General features: G+C 63.5%; 18 protein-coding genes. 15 read left to right on the forward strand and 3 right to left on the reverse strand.

Annotated features, from left to right (window positions below; genetic code table 11):
- Positions 1–220: 220 nt before the first annotated feature.
- Entirely contained in the window at positions 221–2,089 is a 1,869-nt protein-coding gene (htpG, locus tag ACE3OA_RS09220; protein WP_374310247.1) for a molecular chaperone HtpG, read from the forward strand.
- Between the two features lie 124 nt (positions 2,090–2,213).
- A complete protein-coding gene (locus tag ACE3OA_RS09225; RefSeq protein WP_374310249.1) occupies positions 2,214–2,678 on the forward strand; it encodes an N-acetyltransferase family protein in 465 nt (154 codons plus the stop codon).
- A gap of 131 nt (positions 2,679–2,809) precedes the next feature.
- Here the strand turns inward: ACE3OA_RS09225 and ACE3OA_RS09230 are convergent, their stop codons facing one another.
- On the reverse strand, positions 2,810–3,757 hold the full coding sequence (locus tag ACE3OA_RS09230; RefSeq protein ID WP_374310251.1) for an ornithine cyclodeaminase family protein: 948 nt from the start codon (positions 3,755–3,757) through the stop codon (positions 2,810–2,812).
- Positions 3,758–3,973: 216 nt separating this feature from the next.
- Here ACE3OA_RS09230 and miaB point away from each other — a divergent pair, with 216 nt between their 5' ends.
- The 8 genes from miaB to ACE3OA_RS09270 all read left to right on the forward strand — a co-directional run bounded on the left by miaB (position 3,974) and on the right by ACE3OA_RS09270 (position 12,327).
- On the forward strand, positions 3,974–5,404 hold the full coding sequence (gene miaB / locus ACE3OA_RS09235; protein WP_374310253.1) for a tRNA (N6-isopentenyl adenosine(37)-C2)-methylthiotransferase MiaB: 1,431 nt from the start codon (positions 3,974–3,976) through the stop codon (positions 5,402–5,404).
- Positions 5,401–6,402, forward strand: coding sequence for a PhoH family protein (locus ACE3OA_RS09240; protein WP_374310255.1), 1,002 nt, complete (start codon positions 5,401–5,403; stop codon positions 6,400–6,402). Before miaB ends, ACE3OA_RS09240 begins: the two co-directional genes overlap by 4 nt.
- Positions 6,399–6,932: an rRNA maturation RNase YbeY gene (ybeY, locus tag ACE3OA_RS09245; protein ID WP_374310257.1), complete on the forward strand. Its 534-nt coding sequence runs from the start codon at positions 6,399–6,401 to the stop codon at positions 6,930–6,932. Before ACE3OA_RS09240 ends, ybeY begins: the two co-directional genes overlap by 4 nt.
- A gap of 18 nt (positions 6,933–6,950) precedes the next feature.
- Positions 6,951–7,877, forward strand: a complete 927-nt coding sequence (locus tag ACE3OA_RS09250; RefSeq protein ID WP_374310259.1) for a hemolysin family protein — start codon at positions 6,951–6,953, stop codon at positions 7,875–7,877.
- 6 nt (positions 7,878–7,883) lie between these two features.
- Complete coding sequence (lnt, locus tag ACE3OA_RS09255) at positions 7,884–9,431, forward strand: apolipoprotein N-acyltransferase (RefSeq protein WP_374310261.1); 1,548 nt, start codon at positions 7,884–7,886, stop codon at positions 9,429–9,431.
- 319 nt (positions 9,432–9,750) lie between these two features.
- Positions 9,751–10,185 carry a helix-turn-helix domain-containing protein gene (locus ACE3OA_RS09260; protein WP_374310900.1) on the forward strand — a complete coding sequence of 145 codons (435 nt, stop codon included), beginning with the start codon at positions 9,751–9,753 and terminating at the stop codon, positions 10,183–10,185.
- A gap of 221 nt (positions 10,186–10,406) precedes the next feature.
- Positions 10,407–11,576 carry a methionine adenosyltransferase gene (gene metK / locus ACE3OA_RS09265; protein ID WP_374310263.1) on the forward strand — a complete coding sequence of 390 codons (1,170 nt, stop codon included), beginning with the start codon at positions 10,407–10,409 and terminating at the stop codon, positions 11,574–11,576.
- A 22-nt stretch (positions 11,577–11,598) separates the two neighbouring features.
- Positions 11,599–12,327, forward strand: coding sequence for a tRNA (guanosine(46)-N(7))-methyltransferase TrmB (locus tag ACE3OA_RS09270; protein ID WP_374310265.1), 729 nt, complete (start codon positions 11,599–11,601; stop codon positions 12,325–12,327).
- Positions 12,328–12,487: 160 nt separating this feature from the next.
- Here ACE3OA_RS09270 and ACE3OA_RS09275 read toward each other — a convergent pair whose 3' ends face one another.
- Together ACE3OA_RS09275 and map are read right to left on the reverse strand one after the other, a co-directional pair.
- Complete coding sequence (locus tag ACE3OA_RS09275) at positions 12,488–12,625, reverse strand: hypothetical protein (RefSeq protein WP_374310267.1); 138 nt, start codon at positions 12,623–12,625, stop codon at positions 12,488–12,490.
- A complete protein-coding gene (gene map / locus ACE3OA_RS09280; RefSeq protein ID WP_374310901.1) occupies positions 12,622–13,437 on the reverse strand; it encodes a type I methionyl aminopeptidase in 816 nt (271 codons plus the stop codon). Before map ends, ACE3OA_RS09275 begins: the two co-directional genes overlap by 4 nt.
- Before the next feature lie 196 nt (positions 13,438–13,633).
- On the opposite strand from map, the gene ACE3OA_RS09285 reads away from it, so the two are divergent.
- The 5 genes from ACE3OA_RS09285 to ACE3OA_RS09305 all read left to right on the forward strand — a co-directional run bounded on the left by ACE3OA_RS09285 (position 13,634) and on the right by ACE3OA_RS09305 (position 19,498).
- Positions 13,634–16,234 carry a helicase-related protein gene (locus ACE3OA_RS09285; RefSeq protein WP_374310269.1) on the forward strand — a complete coding sequence of 867 codons (2,601 nt, stop codon included), beginning with the start codon at positions 13,634–13,636 and terminating at the stop codon, positions 16,232–16,234.
- Complete coding sequence (locus ACE3OA_RS09290; RefSeq protein WP_374310272.1) at positions 16,231–16,629, forward strand: RNA-binding S4 domain-containing protein; 399 nt, start codon at positions 16,231–16,233, stop codon at positions 16,627–16,629. The genes ACE3OA_RS09285 and ACE3OA_RS09290 overlap by 4 nt, the downstream gene beginning before the upstream one ends.
- A 107-nt stretch (positions 16,630–16,736) precedes the next feature.
- Positions 16,737–17,072: a ferredoxin FdxA gene (fdxA, locus tag ACE3OA_RS09295; RefSeq protein WP_374310274.1), complete on the forward strand. Its 336-nt coding sequence runs from the start codon at positions 16,737–16,739 to the stop codon at positions 17,070–17,072.
- A 597-nt stretch (positions 17,073–17,669) separates the two neighbouring features.
- Positions 17,670–18,212 (forward strand): CarD family transcriptional regulator, encoded by a 543-nt coding sequence (locus ACE3OA_RS09300; protein WP_374310276.1) that lies wholly within the window; start codon positions 17,670–17,672, stop codon positions 18,210–18,212.
- 323 nt (positions 18,213–18,535) lie between these two features.
- The gene (locus ACE3OA_RS09305) at positions 18,536–19,498 is read left to right on the forward strand and encodes a calcium-binding protein (RefSeq protein WP_374310278.1); all 963 of its coding nucleotides are present in this window, start codon (positions 18,536–18,538) and stop codon (positions 19,496–19,498) included.
- The last annotated feature ends 38 nt before the right edge of the window (positions 19,499–19,536 follow it).

The following is a 19,536-nucleotide window of genomic DNA, read 5'->3' on the forward strand; positions in this document are numbered from 1 at the left end:
GTATCCGCCGCTTCCGCCCCCCTCCCGGCCTCCCCCCTGAAGGTGGGAGGAGTTTAGAGCGAGGTAGTTCGGTCAGCTTCGACCCAAAGCCCTCCCACCTTCAGGGGGGAGGGTTGGGAGGGGGGCCACCGCCGCACCGATCCACCCCTCTTGATTCTCCTCCCGACTCGCCGCATATGAGCGGCCAAAGTTCAATTTGGTTCGGGAGTTAATTGCCGTCATGACCCAGGAACGCCATGGTTTTCAGGCCGAAGTGTCGCGGCTGCTGCATATGGTTGCGCATTCGCTTTACAGCGACAAATCGGTCTTCTTGCGCGAGCTGATTTCCAACGCCTCGGATGCCTGCGACAAGCTGCGCTATCTGGCCCTGACCCAGCCGGAGCTGCTGGAAGGCGGCGGGGAATTGGCGGTAACGCTCACCACCGACAAAAAGGCCAAGACCCTGACCATCGCCGATAACGGCATCGGCATGAACAAGGACGACCTCATCAGCCATCTGGGCACGATCGCCCGGTCCGGGTCCGCCAAGTTCGCCGAGGAACTGGCAGGCGCCAAGACGCAGGAGCAGAAGGTCAGCCTCATCGGCCAGTTCGGGGTCGGCTTCTATTCGGCCTTCATGGTGGCGGACAAGGTCGAGGTCGTCTCCAGGAAGGCCGGCGAATCTCAAGGTTGGCGCTGGGTTTCCGACGGGGCCGGCGAGTTCACCATCGAGAATGCCGAGAAGCCCACGCGCGGGACCGAGATCGTCCTGCACCTCAAGAAAGACGAGGCTGAGTGGCTGGAGGCGGCGCGCATCGAGCATGTGATCGCCAAGCATTCGGAGCATGTGGCCCTGCCCATCCATCTGGTCGACGGCGCCGAGCCCAAACACGTCAACCAGCAGGCAGCACTCTGGACCAAATCGAAATCGGAAATCACCACCGAGCAATACCGCGATTTCTATCGCCACATCGCCCATGCCTTTGACGAGCCCTGGGCCACGATCCATTTCAAGGCCGAGGGCAAGATCGACTACACGGCTTTGCTGTTCATTCCGAGCCAGCGCCCATTCGATCTTTTCAACCCGGAGCGTAAGCAGTCGCTGAAGCTCTACGCCAAGCGCATCTTCATCACCGACCAATCGGATGAAATCCTGCCGGGTTGGCTGCGCTTCGTGAAGGGCTTGGTGGATAGCGAGGATCTGCAGCTCAACATCAGCCGCGAGATGCTGCAGGCGAGCCCCGTCATTGCCAAGATCCGCGCGGCGCTGGTGAAGCGAATCTTAAGCGATCTTTCCAAGAAGGCCAATGACGACGACAAGGCGCCTTACGAAAGCTTCTGGGAGAATTTCGGGCCTGTGCTCAAGGAAGGCATTTATGAGGATGTGACGGCGCGGGACGAGGTGCTGAAGCTCGCCCGCTTCCGCTCCACCGCGTCGGATGGCTGGGTCAGCCTCACCGATTATGTGGCGCGGATGAAGGAAGGGCAGAAGGCGATCTATTACATCACCGGCGACAGCCTCGACACCGTGGCGCGCTCGGCACAGCTGGAAGGTTTCAAGGCCAAGGGCATCGAGGTCTTGCTGCTGACCGATCCCATCGACGAGTTCTGGATTCCGGCGGTGGAGAAGTTCGGCGAGGCGGAGTTCCGCTCGGTGACGCGCTCGGGCGCCGATCTCGATGCGGTGAAGGCGCCGGAAGGCGACAGGCAAGAGGAGAAGAAGCCGGTCGCCGAAGGTGTCGACAGCCTCATTTCCTTCCTCAAGGTGACGTTGAAGGATGCGGTGAAGGACGTGCGCCTATCTGAGCGCCTGACCGACAGCGCCTGCTGCCTGGTCGCGGATTCCGGCGACATGGACATGCATCTCGAGCGCCTGTTGCGCCAGCACAAGCGCCTGGAGGCGAGCCTGCCGCGCGTCCTCGAGATCAACGGCCGCCATCCGCTGGTGGCAGCCATGACCAAGCAGGCGAGCAAGGATGGCAATTGGACCGAGCTTGCGGAAGCCGCCTGGCTGTTGCTCGATCAGGCCAGGATCCAGGACGGCGAGCCGCCCGCGGACCCGGCGGCGTTCGTGAAGCGCCTGAACGGGCTGCTGGCGAAGGCGATTTGATCGAGAGATCTTAGCCCCCACATTCGTCATGCCCGGGCTTGACCCGGGCATCCAGTCCATCAAGGCTGACACTGGATCCCCGGGACTTCGCCCGGGGATGACGACTGAGAAAGTATGCGAGACCATGACCGACCTCGTCTTCCGCCGCGCGACGCGGGGTGATCTTGAACCCATCGTCGACATGCTGGTCGACGACATGATCGGAAAGGGCCGCGAGGACGGATCGCGGCCGCTCAATGCGCGCTATCTTGCGGCCTTCGCGGCGATCGAGGCGGACCCCAACCAGTACCTGCTGGTGGTCGAGGACGCGGGCGAGATCGTGGGCTCGCTGCAGCTTTCCTTCATTCCCGGCATCGCGCGGCTTGGCATGTGGCGCGGGCAGATCGAAGGCGTGCGGATCAAATCATCAAAGCGCGGCAGCGGACTCGGTCACAAGATGTTCGATTGGGCGATCGCCCGGTGCCGCGAAAAGGGCTGCGAACTGGTGCAGCTCGCCATGGACAAAACGCGCACCGATACCCTGCGCTTCTATGAATCCCTCGGCTTCAAGGCGAGCCATGAAGGGATGAAGCTGGATTTGACCAAGTAAGACCCATCACTTGGCAGCCCCCTCCCTGCCTCCCCCCTGAAGGTGGGAGGAGATGAGAGCGAGGTTGGCCGTTCGAGCTCAGAACAAAAGCCCTCCCACCTTCAGGGGGGAGGGTTGGGTGGGGGGCGGCGTCAGACTCGGTCCATCAATAACCGCGCGGCCGCCAGATCCTCGATCGCGGTGCCGACGGATTTGAAGAGGGTGATCTCGTCCTCTTTCGTGCGGCCCTTATGCTTGCCGCGGGCAAGGTCGAAGAGGTCGGCCGCGATCCGGTCCGGCGTCAGCACGCCGGATTTGATTGCCTGGACGATGTCGCCGGCTTCCTTGAGGGCGCCTTCGCGCGTGTCGACGAAAACGGTCGAACGACGCACGGCCTCGTAATCGCTTTCGCGCATGTCGGGCAGGAAGGCGCCGACCAGGTCCAGATGCTGACCGGGCCGCAGCCATTCGCCCTTCACCAGCGGATCGCGCGACAGGGTCCCGGTGCTGATGATGTCGGCGCGCTTCACGGCCGATTCTAGGTCGCGGACCGCTTCCACTTCGATACCGGTCCCGGCCAGCGCACGGACCGCCGCCTCGGCCTTGGCGAAGTCGCGGGCCCAAAGCAGGCTCTTGGCGATGGGGCGGACAGCGCGGTGCGCTTCGATGAGGGGCTGCGACAGCGCGCCGGCGCCGATCATCAGATGGGTGCTGGCATCGGGCCGCGCGGCATAGCTTGCGGCAAGGGCCGAGGCCGCGGCGGTCCGGCGCACGGTCAGGCATTTGCCGTCCATCAGGGCCTTGGGCGCCCCGGTGAGACCGTCCAGGAGCAGATAAATGCCCTGGACCGCAGGCAGGTTGCGCCCGCCATTCCCCGGCGTGATGGTGACGATCTTGATGCCGACCGACTTTCCGGCGTCCCAGGCGGGCATGAGGAGCAGGGTCTGGTCCTCCTCCCCCGGGATGGGAATGCCGTGATGGTGCCGGACGGGAACGGTCCAGTTCCCGGCAAAGGCATCGCGGAGGCTCGCCACGAGGCTCTTGTAATCGAGCTTGGCGTTGATGATTTCGGGGCTGAGATAGGGGATTTGCTCTGTCATGATGGGCGGCACATTAACCAGCCGCGGGGCGGGCTGCAATCGTTCCATATTTCATTTTTATTTCAATTAGATAGTGACATTTGCGCAAAGCCCTGGAATTGGGTACACCCAGGGGGCTGGGCCGTGTTATCCTTTAGCTCATGAATCGAGCCGCGTTGAACGTAGCAATGCCGATTGCGCGCCATGGTCCAAGAGAAACGAGGACCGGAATCCGCCTTGGCTAAGAAGCTCTTCATCAAGACCTATGGCTGCCAGATGAACGTCTATGACTCCGCCCGCATGGCGGATGTCCTGGCACCGCTCGGCTACGGCCCGACCGACAACGCGTCGGAGGCCGACATGGTCATCCTCAACACCTGCCATATCCGCGAAAAGGCCTCGGAAAAGACCTTCAGCGAATTGGGTCGCCTGCGCCAGGACCAGGCACGGCGGCAGGCGGAAGGCAGCGACATGATCATCGCGGTCGCCGGCTGTGTGGCGCAGGCCGAGGGGGCCGAGATCATGGCCCGCATGCCGGAGATCGACATCGTGCTGGGGCCGCAGACCTATCACCGCCTGCCTGAGATGGTGGCGCGGGCGACGCGGGCGCGCGACCAGCGGCGCGGGCGCGGGATTGCCAAGCATCACGGCGCCGGTGTCCTCGACACGGATTTCCCGGCCGAATCGAAATTTGACCATCTGCCGGAAGCGATGGGCAGCCAAGGCGTCTCGGCCTTCCTCGCCATCCAGGAAGGTTGCGACAAATTCTGCACCTTCTGCGTGGTGCCCTATACGCGCGGTGCCGAATTCTCGCGGCCCGTCGACCAGATCGTGGCGGAAGCCAGGAAGCTCAGTGCGCAAGGGGCGCGCGAAGTGACGCTGCTGGGTCAGAACGTCAATGCCTATCACGGTGCGGCGCCAAGCAGGTCAAATGGCGACGGGTCGAGCTGGAATCTCGCGCGCCTGGTGCGGCATCTAGCCGAGAAGGTGCCGGAGCTCAGGCGCATCCGCTACACCACCTCGCATCCCCGCGACATGGACGACAACCTCATCGCCGCCCATCGCGACGTGCCTGCCTTGATGCCGTTCCTGCATCTTCCGGTGCAATCTGGCTCAGACCGGATTCTGGCCGAGATGAACCGGCAGCACACCGCCGATCACTATCGCCGCATCATCGGGAAGCTGCGTGAGGCCTGCCCGGACATCGCTCTTTCCTCCGACTTCATCGTCGGCTTTCCTGGCGAGACGGAGGCCGATTTCAAGGCGACGCTGCGTCTCATCGAAGATATCGGTTTCGCGCAGAGCTTCTCGTTCAAATACAGCCCCCGCCCGGGGACACCGGCCGCCAATATCGAGGCCCAGGTGCCGGTGGACGTCATGGATGCGCGGCTCCAGGAAGTGCAGGCCCTCCTCGAGCGGCAGCTTATCGATTTCAACCGCGCCACCCTTGGCCGGACAGTGCCGGTGCTACTGGAGCGCCTCGGCCGCGACCCCGGCCAGCTGGTCGGCAAGTCGCCTTATCTGCAGGCCGTGCATGTCACGGCACCGGAACACCATATCGGCGAGATCGTCGATGTGGAGATTACCACCCTGGGCCATTACACCCTGGGCGGCGTGCTCGCGGCGGGCCCCGCCGCTTTGCCATTACCGGAGAGAGCTATCGCGTGAGTGCCACCCCCCTCGCCCCGATCGCCACACCCATCCACCTGCAATTCGAAGACAACAGGCTGCTGCCGCTGCTCTTCGGCCAACACGACCAGCATCTCGCCCGCATCGAACAGGCGCTCGGCGTCTCGATGGTGCCGCGCGGCAACCAGCTGGCCATTTCCGGACCCAACGAGGCCGTCGCCACCGCAAGACAGGTGGTCACCGGCCTTTATCAGCGTTTGAAACGCGGCTTGGAGGTCGATGTGGGTGAAGTCGATGCGGCGTTGCGCCTGACGCGCGACGATGACGGGTTGGAGCCCAATCTCTTCGAGGGCAACGGCAAGGACGGCATGGCGATCCGCACGGCGCGGCGCCACATCACGCCGCGCTCGGCGGTGCAGGCCAAATACATGCGCATGCTGCATGAGCATGAGCTGGTCTTCGGCCTGGGCCCGGCGGGTACCGGCAAGACCTATCTCGCGGTCGCCGTCGCCGTGGCGATGCTGACCAAGGGTGCCGTCGACCGCATCATCCTGTCCCGCCCCGCAGTGGAAGCCGGCGAGCGCTTAGGGTTTCTCCCCGGCGATATGCGCGAGAAGGTCGATCCCTATCTGCGCCCGCTTTATGACGCGCTCAATGACATGCTGCCCGGCGACCAGGTGGTGAAGCGCATGACATCGGGCGAGATCGAAGTGGCGCCGCTTGCGTTCATGCGCGGGCGGACGCTGGCGCATTCCTTCGTCATCCTTGACGAGGCGCAGAACACCACGCCGATGCAGATGAAGATGTTTCTGACCCGTCTCGGCCAAGGCTCACGCATGGCGGTGACGGGCGATCTTTCGCAGATTGACCTTCCCAGCGGCACCAAATCCGGCCTCAAGGACGCGCTCGAGGCGATCGACGGCGTGCCCGGGATCGGCGTCGCCAAATTCACCGAGGTCGACGTGGTCCGGCATCCGCTGGTCGCCAAGATCGTCGGCGCCTATGACGCGCGCGACAGACAATTGGGCAAAGGGTGAGCGCCCAAGGTCCATCGATCCGGATCAGCGTCGACATCGCCGCCAAGGGCTGGGACAAGGCGCTGCCCGGTGCAGCAAAGCTCACCCGGGCGGCGACGCGACGTGCCATCCTGGCGGCCCTCAAGGCCCGGTCCCTGCCGCGCAAGCGCTTGCGCGAGGCCGGAAAATTCGAGCTCGGCCTGACCCTTGATACCGATGCCGGCATGCGCCATCTCAACCGCGACTATCGGGGCAAGGACAAGCCTACCAACGTCCTCTCCTTCGCCGCCCTTGATGCCGGCTTGCCGCCCAAGGGGGTTCCCGCCGATTATCCCTGGGCGCTGGGCGATGTGATCCTGGCGCTGCAGACCGTGCGCGCGGAGGCCAAGGCGCAGGGCAAGACGCTGTCACAGCACACTTGCCACCTGGTGGTGCATGGTGTGCTACATTTGCTGGGCTACGATCATGAAAATGAGCGCGACGCCCGGGCCATGGAGAAACTGGAGCGGGAGATTCTGGCCGAATTCGGCTGGCCCGATCCTTATCTATAGAGAGAGTTTGGAAGAATTATGAGCGACGTACCATCTAGAAGCGGCGCGGCCGAAGATTCGGGCAAACCGCGCCTGGGCTTCAAGGGTCTGATGCGCCTTTTCCGCCGCAAGGCGAGCGGCGAAAACGCGCTGCGCGACGCCATCGAGGAACTGATCGAGGAATCGGAGGCCGGCGATGCCGGCGAGGCGCCGCTCGATTCCAACGAATCCTCGCTGCTGCTCAATGTGCTGAAGCTCGGCGACCTCACGGCCTATGACGTGATGGTGCCGCGCGCCGACATCAAAGCGGCATCCGAGGATATCGATCTCAAAGGCATCATCCAGATGGTGCGCGAGTTCGGCCATTCGCGCCTGCCGATCTACCGCGAGGATCTCGACGACATCGTCGGCATCGTCCACGCCAAGGACGTGCTGACCTTCTTCCCCGATCCGGAAAAATTCCAGTTGAAGAAGATTCTGCGCGAGCCGATGTTCATCTCGCCCTCGATCCCCGTGCTCGATCTGCTGCTGCAGATGCGCCACGGCCGCGCCCATATGGCACTGGTCGTCGACGAGTATGGCGGCATCGATGGTCTGGTCACCATCGAGGATCTGGTCGAAGAAATCATCGGCGAGATCGAGGACGAGCATGACGTGGTGAAGGGCCCGCATCTGGTGCAACGCCCGGACGGCACGCTGCTGGCCGATGCGCGCACCACGATCGAGACCTTCGAGGAAAAGGTCGGCCCCGTGCTGACCGAGGAAGAACGCGAGGCGGATATCGACACGCTGGGCGGGTTGGTCATGTCGCTGACCGACCGTGTGCCCTTGCGCGGGGAGCTGGTGACGCATTCATCCGGTATCACCTTTGAAGTGCTGGACGCCGATCCGCGGCGCATCAAGCGCCTGCGCGTGCGCAATATTCCCGATCCCACCAAGGCGGCCGAGCCAGCCACAAAGGACTGATTCCACATGCTCATGATGGCGCGGCTTAACGCGTGGGTCGGCGGCTTGACCCAATGGCGGCGGCGCTTCCTTGCCGTGCTGCTGGGCGCTTTTTCGGCCCTGGCCTTTGCACCGCTGCACGTCTTCCCGGCGATGGCGGTCTCGCTCATCGGCCTCTATTGGCTGATCCAGTCGGCACCCACGCGGCGTTTGGCTTTCAACGTCGCGTGGATCTGGGGCTTTGGCCATTTCGCCGCCGGCAATTACTGGATCGCCAATTCCTTCCTGCTCGATCTGGTGCGCTTCGGCTGGATGATGCCGCCGGTGATCAGCGGCCTGGCGGCGTTCCTGGCGCTTTATCCGGCGCTGGTCGGTGCCGTCATCTGGCGCAAGGGCGATCTGACGCCCGGCCGCATCGTCGCCTTCGCCGGCCTGTGGGTGATTGGCGAATGGCTGCGGGCCCATGTGCTCACCGGCTATGCCTGGAACCTCGTCGCCTATGTCTGGGATATCAGCCCGGCGATGATGCAATCGGCGGCCCTGTGGGGCAGTTGGGGCCTGGGCCTTTTTACCGTCGCAATCTTCACTTTACCCGCGAGTTTGGCCACAAATGAAAGCAAGTGCGCCCGGACGGCTTGTCTTTCGGCCCTCGCCGTCCTCGGCCTGCTTTGGGCGGGCGGCGCCTGGCGCCTGGCCGGCGACACCAGCGAGCATGTGGCCGGCATCAAGCTGCGTATCGTGCAGGCAAATGTGAGCCAAGTGGAGAAACTTAAAGGCGGTTTTTCAGCCCGTCATTTTGAAAAACACCTGCAGCTCACACGTGAGACACCGGGATTGGACGCCGTCACCCACATCATCTGGCCCGAGTCGGCGGTGCCCTTCCTGCTCGACCGCGATCCGGCCCTGCGACAGATGATCGCAGCCATCATACCACCGAAAGGCGCATTGCTGACCGGGACCATCCGGGGCGCACCGCAGGATGGCGATCTGGAACAGATATGGAATTCGCTGGCCGTGCTGGACCCCACAGGCACCATTCACGCCACTGCTGACAAGGCGCACCTCGTACCCCTTGGGGAGTATGTGCCGATGCGCAAGCTCTTCCCCTTCATTTCCAAGCTGACGCCCGGGTCGATGGACTTCTCGGCGGCACCTGGGCCAGCCACCATCTCGGTGCCGGGTGCGCCCGATGTCGGCCCCTCGATCTGCTACGAGGTGATCTTTCCCGGCGCCGTTGTTGATGAAGTGCATCGTCCATCCTGGCTGGTCAATGTCACCAACGATGGATGGTTCGGCAATTCGGCCGGGCCCTATCAGCATTTTGCCTCGGCGCGATTCCGCGCTGTCGAGGAAGGCATTCCTCTTGTGCGTGCTGCAAATACGGGGATTTCGGGTGTGATCGATGCGTATGGACGCATCGAGACACAATCAAAGCTCGGTGAAATCGCTGTCATCGACGCCGCGCTGCCGCAGGTTTTGCCGCCGACCTGGTACGCGCAACTTGGTACAAGTATCCCAGGATTTCTCGTACTTATTGCACTCATTCCTATGGTCCATCGGCGACGATCTGCGTAAGATGTTCAAGTTCTTCAGCCTTGGGTTGAGCGCAATTCCAAGCCCTGTACACAGGAACTGATGAAGCGATTGACCCGACTTGTTACGTATGACAAGAGGGAACCGTCAGCATGACGGTGAATGCGCGGCCCGCCGGGAAAACTTGCAGTTTGCTTACTGGCAGCCAAGGGCGGATCGCGTTGCGGGAAACAAGCTGCGGCGGCCCGATTGTAATCACGCAAGATGATCGTTCGGGTGCTGGATCGCGAGGAGTGTGAAAGAAATGGCAAAATCGACCAAGCAAGGGAATGGCCCCAAGGGACGCAAATCGTCCGGCCGCATGGCCAGCAAGGGCTTTCCCAATCCTATCGACGTGCATGTGGGCCAGCGAATCCGCCTGCGCCGCACCTTGCTCGGCATGAGCCAGGAGAAGCTTGGCGAGGCGATCGGCCTCACCTTCCAGCAGGTGCAGAAATATGAGCGCGGCGCCAACCGCGTCGGCTCCAGCCGTCTCTTTGACCTTGGCCGCGTGCTCGACGTGCCGATTTCCTATTTCTTTGAGGACATGCCCAATTCGGTGCAGGAGAAGAGCCCGTCCAAGCTGATGGGTGTGGCCACCCCGGCGCCGGTCGATTACGAGCCCGACCCCATGGCCAAGCGCGAGACGCTGGAGCTGGTCCGCGCCTATTACAAAATCCCCCAGGCCTCGGTCCGCAAGCGCATCTTCGAGCTAACCAAGTCGCTGGCGAAGAGTTCGCTGACCGACGAGGATTGAAATCAGCCGGAAATTGACGGTTTTGCGCGGATTTTCCGCGATGAGGGGCAACTAAAACCCGCTTGACCGCCGAATCCCGCTCAACCATGATCCCGGCCGCATCGCGGCCGGGATTTTTGCTGTCCGACTCCGGGGCTGGCTCATTGGGCCTTGCTCCTCGAACACCCCTCCCGCCACGCACGTGAACTTGTCGAACCTTTATCTTTGCGGGAATCCTGCCAGTGTCGAAATCCAGCTATCTTTTCACCAGCGAAAGCGTGTCCGAAGGCCATCCGGACAAGGTCTGCGACCGTATCTCCGACAGCATCGTCGATCTCTATCTGGCGGCTCAGCCCGAAGCGCGCGTTGCGTGCGAAACGCTGGCCACCACCAACAAGGTGGTCCTGGCCGGCGAAGTGCGCGGCCCGGCCTCGATCACCCATGAGAAGCTGATCGAGACCGCTCGCCGTGCCATCAAGGAAATCGGCTACGAGCAGGAAGGCTTCCATTGGAAGAATGCCAGCATCGATTGCTACGTCCATTCGCAATCGGCCGATATCGCGCAAGGCGTCGATGCAGCCGGCAACAAGGATGAGGGTGCCGGCGACCAGGGCATCATGTTCGGCTATGCCTGCAAGGAAACGCCGGTCCTGATGCCCGCGCCGCTGCAGTATTCGCACCAGATCCTCAAATTGATGGCCGACGATCGGCACAGCGGCAAGGTCAAGGGCTTCGGCCCGGATGCCAAGAGCCAGGTGACGCTGCTTTATGAAAACGGCCGGCCGGTGAAGGCGACCTCGGTCGTCGTCTCGACCCAGCACGATGCCGGCCTCGAACAGAAACAAGTGCGCGAGCTTGTACGTCCCTATGTCGAGCAGGTCCTGCCCAAGGGCTGGTTCCCCAGGGAAGAGGAATTCTACGTCAACCCGACCGGCAAGTTCGTCATCGGCGGGCCGGATGGCGATGCGGGCCTTACCGGCCGCAAGATCATCGTCGACACTTACGGCGGTGCTGCTCCCCATGGCGGCGGCGCCTTCAGCGGCAAGGACCCGACCAAGGTCGACCGTTCGGCCGCCTATGCGGCGCGCTATCTCGCCAAGAACGTCGTTGCCGCGGGCTTTGCCGAGAAATGCGTCATCCAGGTGGCCTATGCGATCGGCGTCTCCAAGCCGCTCTCGGTCTATGTGAACACCCACGGCACCGGCACGGTCGATGAAGAGAAGCTGGTCAAGGCGATCGGCGAGGTGATGGATCTGTCGCCCCGCGGTATCCGCAAGCATCTCGGCCTCAACAAGCCGATCTACACGCGCACCTCGTCCTACGGGCATTTCGGCCGTGAGCCGGAGGCCGATGGCGGCTTCTCCTGGGAGAAGCTCGACCTCGTCGCCGCTCTGCAGGCAGCGATGGCCTGACGCGCCGGAACGAGAAAAGTCGATGACCGACAGAAACGCCGCGGCCCCGGGAGAAACCGGGCCGCGGCGAAACTTTTATGGCCGCCGCCAGGGAAGGCCCTTGCGCGAAAGCCGCAAGCGGCTGATGGAATCGCTGCTGCCCCGGATCACCGTCACCGTGACGCCGGGCCCCGCCGGACAACCCGTTGTGATCGATCCCGCACAGCTCTACCCTAAGCCGATGCGCGCGCATTGGCTGGAGATCGGCTTCGGCGGCGGCGAGCATCTGGCCGCGCAGGCAAAAGCCAATCCGGATGTGGGCCTCATCGGCTGCGAGATCTTCCTCAACGGCATCGCCTCGGCGCTGTCGCATATCGATGCCGACAAGCTGGACAATGTGCGCATCTATCCCGAAGACGTGCGCGACCTGCTGCCGGCGTTGAAGCCGCAGAGCTTCGACAAAATCTTCCTGCTCTTCCCCGACCCCTGGCACAAGACACGCCATGCGGGCCGCCGCTTCGTCAACCAGGCCAATCTCGACATCGTCGCGAATTTGCTGAAGCCCGGCGGCGAGTTCCGCATCGGCAGCGACGACCCGGTCTATATCGGCTGGTCCCTTGCGCACACCACGCGCCACCCGGCCTTCAAATGGCTGGCGGAACGCTCAAGCGACTGGCTCGTCCGCCCCGCCGACTGGCCGCCCTCACGCTACGAGCAAAAAGCCATCGCCCAAGGCCGCGTGCCGCACTACTTCAGGTTCAGGCGGGTTTAAGACTCCGCCCTTGTTTTTACGTCATCCCCGGGCGAAGACCCGGGGATCCACTGCTGCAGTTGAGAGAGTGGATGCCCGGGTCGAGCCCGGGCATGACGACATGGGATGGTCGGATCCGGCCCGATGCCCAGGCCCTCAAAGACTTAGCTGTGGGTGGCCGCTAGCGAGATACCAGTGCGTTGATCAAAGCACCAAGGACACCGAACACAGCCATAATAATCAGTCCGCGCTTGCTGAAAATCACCGAGTTGATGACGCCTACAATTGAGTTGATCGATTCATCCTGCCGGTCGCTCACGCCGCCATCTGCCAGAAGATATCCCTCGGCGACAGGGTGAAGATTTCGACGCCGGTGTCGGTGACTCCAACCGAATGTTCGAACTGCGCGGAGAGGGACTGATCGCGGGTCACCGTGGTCCAACCATCGCCCAGGATCTTCACGTCCGCCTTGCCGGCATTGAGCATCGGTTCGATGGTGAAGATCATGCCCGGTTCCAACACCACACCGGTACCGGGCTTGCCGTAATGCAGCACCTGGGGGGCGTCGTGGAAGACGCGGCCCACACCGTGGCCGCAGAAATCCTCCACGACCGAGAAGCGGTTCTTGTGCGCCAGTGTTTCGATGGCATGGCCGACATCGCCCAGCGTGTTGCCGGGCTTCACGGCAGCAATGCCCGCCATCAGGGATTGATAGGTGATGTCGCAGAGGCGCCGTGCTTTCACGCTGGCGGTCCCGGCGATGAACATGCGCGATGAATCGCCGTGCCAGCCATCGACCAGGGGCGTCACGTCGATATTGAGGATGTCGCCGTCGGCGAGGATCTTTTTCTCCGACGGGATGCCGTGGGTCACCACGTGGTTGACCGAGATGCAGCTGGCGTGCTGGTAGCCCTTGTAGCCGACGGTGGCCGGAATGCCGCCATGGTCGCGCATGAAGGTGTCACACAGTTTGTCGAGCGCCAGGGTGCTGATGCCGGGCCGCACATGTTCGCCGATGAAGTCGAGCGTTTCCGCGGCGAGGCGCCCGGCACGACGCATGCCCTCGAAACCCTCCGCATCGTGGATGGGAATCGGGCGGTTGTTCATGTCGCGCTGGGCGGAAAGTTTCATCATGGGGTTTCTTTAAAACCGAACGGGGCGGAGGTCAATGAACAGCCCCTCACCCCAACCCTCTCCCCGCAAGCGGGGCGAAGGAGTCTCCTGCGAGTTCGCCCTGAAGCCCCTCGCCCCACTGGGGAGGGGTTGGGGTGAGGGGCCAGCACCGCCCTTGCAATCCGCCCCGCGCCGGGCCAATTCTGGTTGGATCATGAGTGCGCAAAGCCTTACCGCCGTCCTCGGCCCAACCAATACCGGCAAGACCTATATGGCCATGGAACGGCTGCTGGGCCACCGGTCGGGCATGATCGGTTTTCCGCTGCGGCTGCTGGCGCGGGAAAATTACGACAAGGCGGTAAAAGCGGTCGGAACCGAGGCCTGCGCCCTGGTGACGGGCGAGGAGAAGATCGTGCCGCGCGGTGCGCGGTATTTCTTCTGCACCGTGGAATCGATGCCGCTCGACCGGCCGGTCGCGTTCATCGCGGTCGACGAGATCCAGCTCGCTGCCGATACCGAGCGCGGGCACATTTTTACCGACCGGCTGATCCGGGCCCGCGGGCTGGACGAGACCATGTTCATGGGATCGGATGCGGCAACGCCCTGGGTCAAGCTACTGGCACCGGGGATCGAGATCGTCAACCGGCCGCGCTTTTCGACATTGTCCTATGCCGGGTCGAAGAAGATCACGCGCCTGCCGCCGCGTTCGGCCATCGTCGCCTTCTCCGCCGCCGACGTCTATGCGATCGCCGATCTCATCCGCCGGCAGCGCGGTGGAACCGCCATCGTCATGGGGGCGCTCAGCCCCCGCACCCGCAACGCCCAGGTCGATCTCTATCAGGCGGGCGAGGTCGATTACCTGGTTGCGACCGACGCCATCGGCATGGGCCTCAACATGAATGTGGGCCATGTCGCCTTCGCCGCCCTGAAGAAGTTCGACGGGCGGTCCTTGCGTGCCTTGAGCCGCGCCGAGATCGGGCAGATCGCGGGGCGCGCCGGGCGGCACATGACCGACGGCACCTTCGGCACGACGGCGGATGTGGGGCCGATGGACCCCGACCTCATCGAGGCGGTCGAGAACCACCGCGTCGATCCCATCCATTTCCTGATGTGGCGCAATGCCGAGCTTGATTTCCGTAGCGTCGATGGCCTGCTGAAGAGCCTTGACGCGCGGCCGCCGCATCCGGGCCTGGTGCGCCAGCAGGAAGCGATCGACCATCAATCCCTGGCGGCGCTCGCGCGTGATGACGAGATTCGTGCGCTTACCTTGCCCAAGGGCCGCGTCGCCTTGCTGTGGGAAGTCTGCCAGGTGCCGGATTTCCGCAAGCTGATGACCGACGCGCATCTGCGGCTCCTTTCGCAGATCTTCCGGCATCTGGCCGGCGGGCGCGGCCTGGCGCCAGGGCGTATCCCCACCGACTGGATCGCCGATCAGATGCAACGCCTCGACCGCATTGACGGCGACATCGACTATCTGACCCAGCGCATCGCGCATATCCGCACCTGGTCCTATATCGCGCAGCGGAGCGAGTGGCTGTCCGACGCCCCGCATTGGCAGGGTCGCGCCCAGGAAATCGAGGACCGGCTCTCGGACGCCCTCCACGAAGCGCTCACGCAGCGTTTCGTCGACCGGCGCCATGCCGCTCTCCATCGCCGCATGGTGGGTGGCGGCAAGCTCGACGCCGTCTTCGGCGAAGATGGCAGCGTCACGGTCGAGGGGCATGAGGTGGGGATCCTCAAGGGGCTTGAATTCTTCCCCGCCGTCGACGCCAACGCCGAAGAAGCGCGCCCCCTTCTCGCCGCGGCACGGCGCGTGCTGGGGCCGGCGCTGCGGACGCGCGTGAGCGATCTCGTCGCCTCGCCCGATGGCGATTTCAAGCTGGCGCATGACGGCGCCGTCACCTGGCGGGAGACACCGCTGGCGCGGCTCGTGCGCGGCGACCAGCCCTTGCGGCCGATGGTCGAACTGAAATCCATCGACCTCATCGACGGGCGCCAGCGCCAGGCGATCCAGCAGCGCCTGCGCCACTGGCTCGAGCGGTTGCTGCGCCATCGGCTGCGGCCGATCTTCGCCGCACAGAGCGCCAAGCTCGAACCGGCGGCGCGCGGCCTTGTCTATCAGCTGGGCGAGGGGTTGGGCGCACTCAGCCGCGAAAGTGTGCGCGCGCAGCTCGCGGCGCTCAGCGCGCCCGACCGCAAGGCGCTGGCCGCCTTGGGCGTGCGGATCGGCGCCGTGACCGTCTGGATGGGACGCCTTGAGGACAAGCGCCAGCGCCGCCTCCTCGGCCTGCTCAGCGCACTCTGGCACCGCCTCGCTGTGGATGCCGAGGGCAAGCCCGATCCCGCCAGGCTCGATGCCGTGGGCCTCGAAGCGTGGCAGATGGCCGGCGGCAAGCGCGTCATCGCCGGCAAGAGCTATGTGTTTGGCGAATTGGAACGGCTGGCCCTGGGACTTCGTGAAGCCGCGACGGCAAGGACGCTGTCGGCGGACGAGACCAATGCCGCCAAGTTCAACATGACGCCGGACGAACTGGGGCAGACCATGCGACAGCTTGGGCTGCGCGCAACGCTGCCGGGCGGCGTGCGCACGCCATCGCGCCCCAAGCGCGGCAAGCAGGCCAAGACGGCACAGGCCAAGCCGGTACAGCCGAGGCCGGTGCGTCCGGAGCCCAAGCTCGACCCGAATTCGCCCTTTGCGGCACTCTCCGCCCTGCATGACCGTCTGCTGGCCCAGGAACGGCCGGCACCGCGCAGCGCCAAACGTCGGCGGCGCCAGCCGCGGCCGGCCGCGGCACCCAAGCCGGATGCGACATGAGCGAAACGCAGCGCCTCGACAAATGGCTGTGGTTCGCGCGCTTTCTGAAGAGCCGCTCGCTGGCGACGACGCTCGCCGCCAGCGGACGCCTGCGGCTCAACGGCAGCGTGATCGCCAAGGCGCATCAGCAGGTGAAGGCCGGCGACGTGCTGACCTTTCCGCTGGGGCCGCATATCCGCGTCATCAAGGTGCTGAACCCGGGAACAAGGCGTGGCCCGGCACCAGAAGCGCAGGCGCTTTATGAAGATCTGCAGCCACCGCCGCCGCGGCCCGCGCGCGCGGCGCCACCCCTGGGCGGCGAGCCGCCGCAGCGCGATGCCGGTGCCGGCCGGCCGACCAAGCGCGAAAGGCGGGCACTCGACGCCCTGATGGACGATGAAGACGGTGAAGACTGAATAACCATACGCGCTGTCTGCGCGCTGGGGCCCTGTTGCGCCACCTGGAGGGCTATGGTAGCTAGCCCGGCAAGCGAAAAACCAATCCGCCATCAGGAGCAGTCGCCATGGCTTATGTCGTTACCGAGGCATGCATCAAGTGCAAATACATGGACTGTGTCGAAGTCTGCCCGGTCGATTGCTTCTATGTCGGCGCCAACATGCTGGTCATTCACCCGGACGAGTGCATCGATTGCGGCGTCTGCGAGCCGGAATGCCCGGCCGACGCCATCCTGCCCGATTCCGAGTCCGGCACCGACAAATGGCTGGAGATCAACCGGCAATACGCCGCCGAATGGCCCAATATCACCCGCAAGGGTGAAGCCCCGGCCGATGCCGATGCCTGGAAGGGCGTCGAGGACAAGTTCGAGAAGCATTTCGACCCGGCCCCCGGCAAAGCTTAAGGGCAAGGCTTAAGAGTAAAGGCCTGAGGTTCCGCTTCTGTTTCTGTGATTAATATCCTAACGCGACGCTATGTCGCGCTGGTGAATCCACATTTTGATGCCCATCTGTAGCGAGCCGCTACACCCGGTGGTTAAGGTCACTGCGCCCAGCGCATAACTGCCTTTCCTTGAATTCCAGCCCGATTTTTGCTATAAAACTTGGGAAGGTCGTTGGGGCGGAATCCGTTGGAAAGATTAATCTTTTCGCGCCCGTCCAAGCCTAAAAGTTAACGTCGAACTGGACTCGGAATCTGTATGGAACCGGGAAAGGTTCGCTGCGGCTTTGAGTCAGGATTTATGACAGTTCCGGGTCCCGCAGAAGGACCCGCGGGGAAAGTCAGGCGGCAGCGCGCGGGCGGTTTCGGGCGCAGCCACATAAGCAAGGCCTGGCGGGCGAAGGTTTGTGGAGCAACTCCCGCGAAAGCGTGGCCGTTGTCCAAGTGCGACCCCATACCGACCGGAGGCTTCTGGCCGGCATGGGCAGGATAGGCGACCCCTCAATGCTCCCGGACTTCCTGGGAGCGGGCCGGATTGTGACGTTATGAAAGATCGGATGAGATGGAGCTGAATGTGGTCGAGAAAGCGAAGAAGGCAGTAGCCGCCAAGGACAAGGATCTGGGTTTCAAGAAGGGTGACTTCGTCGTCTACCCGACCCATGGCGTCGGCAAGGTCATGGGCATCGAAAGCCAGGAAATTTCCGGCCACAGTCTGCAGGTCATCATCATCCTGTTCGACAAGGACCGCATGACCCTGCGCGTTCCCGTCGCCAAGGCCAAGAATTCGGGGCTCCGCAAGCTCAGCAGCAAGAAGGTCATGGAGACCGCGCTGCAGACCTTGAAGGGCCGTTCGCGCGTGAAGCGGGCCATGTGGTCGCGCCGCGCCCAAGAATACGAAGCCAAGATCAATTCCGGCGACCCGGTCTCGATCGCCGAGGTCGTGCGGGATCTCCATCGCAACGCCGACCAGCCGGATCAGTCCTACAGCGAACGGCAGATCTATCAGGCCGCCCTCGACCGTCTGGTGCGTGAACTTGCCGCCATCGAAGGTATGGACGAGCAGGCCGCGACCGAACGTCTGCATCAGGTGATGAAGGCGGCCTGAGAAGGCCACCTTCCACCCACCAGCTCTCTCCTCAGAGAGGCTCCCCGAGCGGCATGACCGCTAACGACGGATGGTCCCCGGATCCCCTTCCGGTCCATCCGTCGGGGGTTTTTCTCTCCCGGCCCGCCCCAATCCCTGCAGCGCGGGCCGATCTCCCCAAGAATCTCAGCTTTTCACTCGTTTGACCGCCTTCTGTGACGGCCGGCACGCGCCATAGGTGAGCCAGGTCACAGTCGCGCCGAACCGGGCGAACCGACGGCCCCGTCCCCTCGACTACCGGACAATGCGATCCCGCAGAACCCGTGAGCCTTGAGGACCACGCCATGCTTGAAGATCCGACCAAACGCCTGATGAACCTCAACACGCTGGATAGCTCGCTTTATCTCGGCCAGATCTATCGCCCGCAATATTACAGCACCACCCAGGGCAGCAACGCCTCCAACGTGCTGGACGGGGAATCCCACGCCAACGCGATCTACGGCAATGGCGGCAACGACACCCTCAATGGCCTCGGCGGCAACGATCTGCTCGACGGTGGCACCGGCAACGACACGCTGGATGGCGGCGAGAACAACGACAAGCTGTTCGGCGGTGACGGCGACGACACCATGTTCGGTGGCAATGGCGACGATTACCTGGTCGGCGGCGAAGGCTACGACAAGATGTTCGGCGGCTATGGCCACGACACGGTCGACTATTCGACGTCGACGCATGGCGTCTACATCCAGATGAACGGCAGCACTTTCGGCGGCAACGATCAGGTGAGCGGCATCGAAGACCTGATCGGGTCGAATTTCGACGACAATATCGACGGCAATGACGACGCCAATCTGATCAAGGGCGGCGCTGGCAACGACAACATCTGGGGCGGCGCCGGCAACGACACCATCCTGGGCGGCGAAGGCGACGACATCCTGTTCGGCGGCCTGGGCGCCAACATCATCGACGGCGGTAACGGCAACGACCATATCCATGCCGGTGCCGGCAACTACAACGACGTCGTGACCGGCGGCGCCGGCGCCGATACCTTCCACTGGCAGGTGGACGCGGTGAACGGCCACGACATCATCACCGACTACGATCCCTTGCAGGACGCCCTGGAGTTGCTCGATCCCTACGGCAACGGGTCGCCCAACGTGTTCGTCAACACCAGCGCCGACGGCGACGTGGTCATTGCCTTCGGCAATTCGACGGTCGAACTCGACGGTGTCCAGAATCAGGGCTGGTCTTCGATCCAGGACCTGCAGAACGCCGGGTGGAACATCGAGTACACCGTGGTCAACTGACCGCCCGCCCGCATTTACGCTCCCATACGACGCCTCGG

The organism is Dongia sp., assembly GCF_041906375.1.
Lineage (GTDB): Bacteria > Pseudomonadota > Alphaproteobacteria > Dongiales > Dongiaceae > Dongia.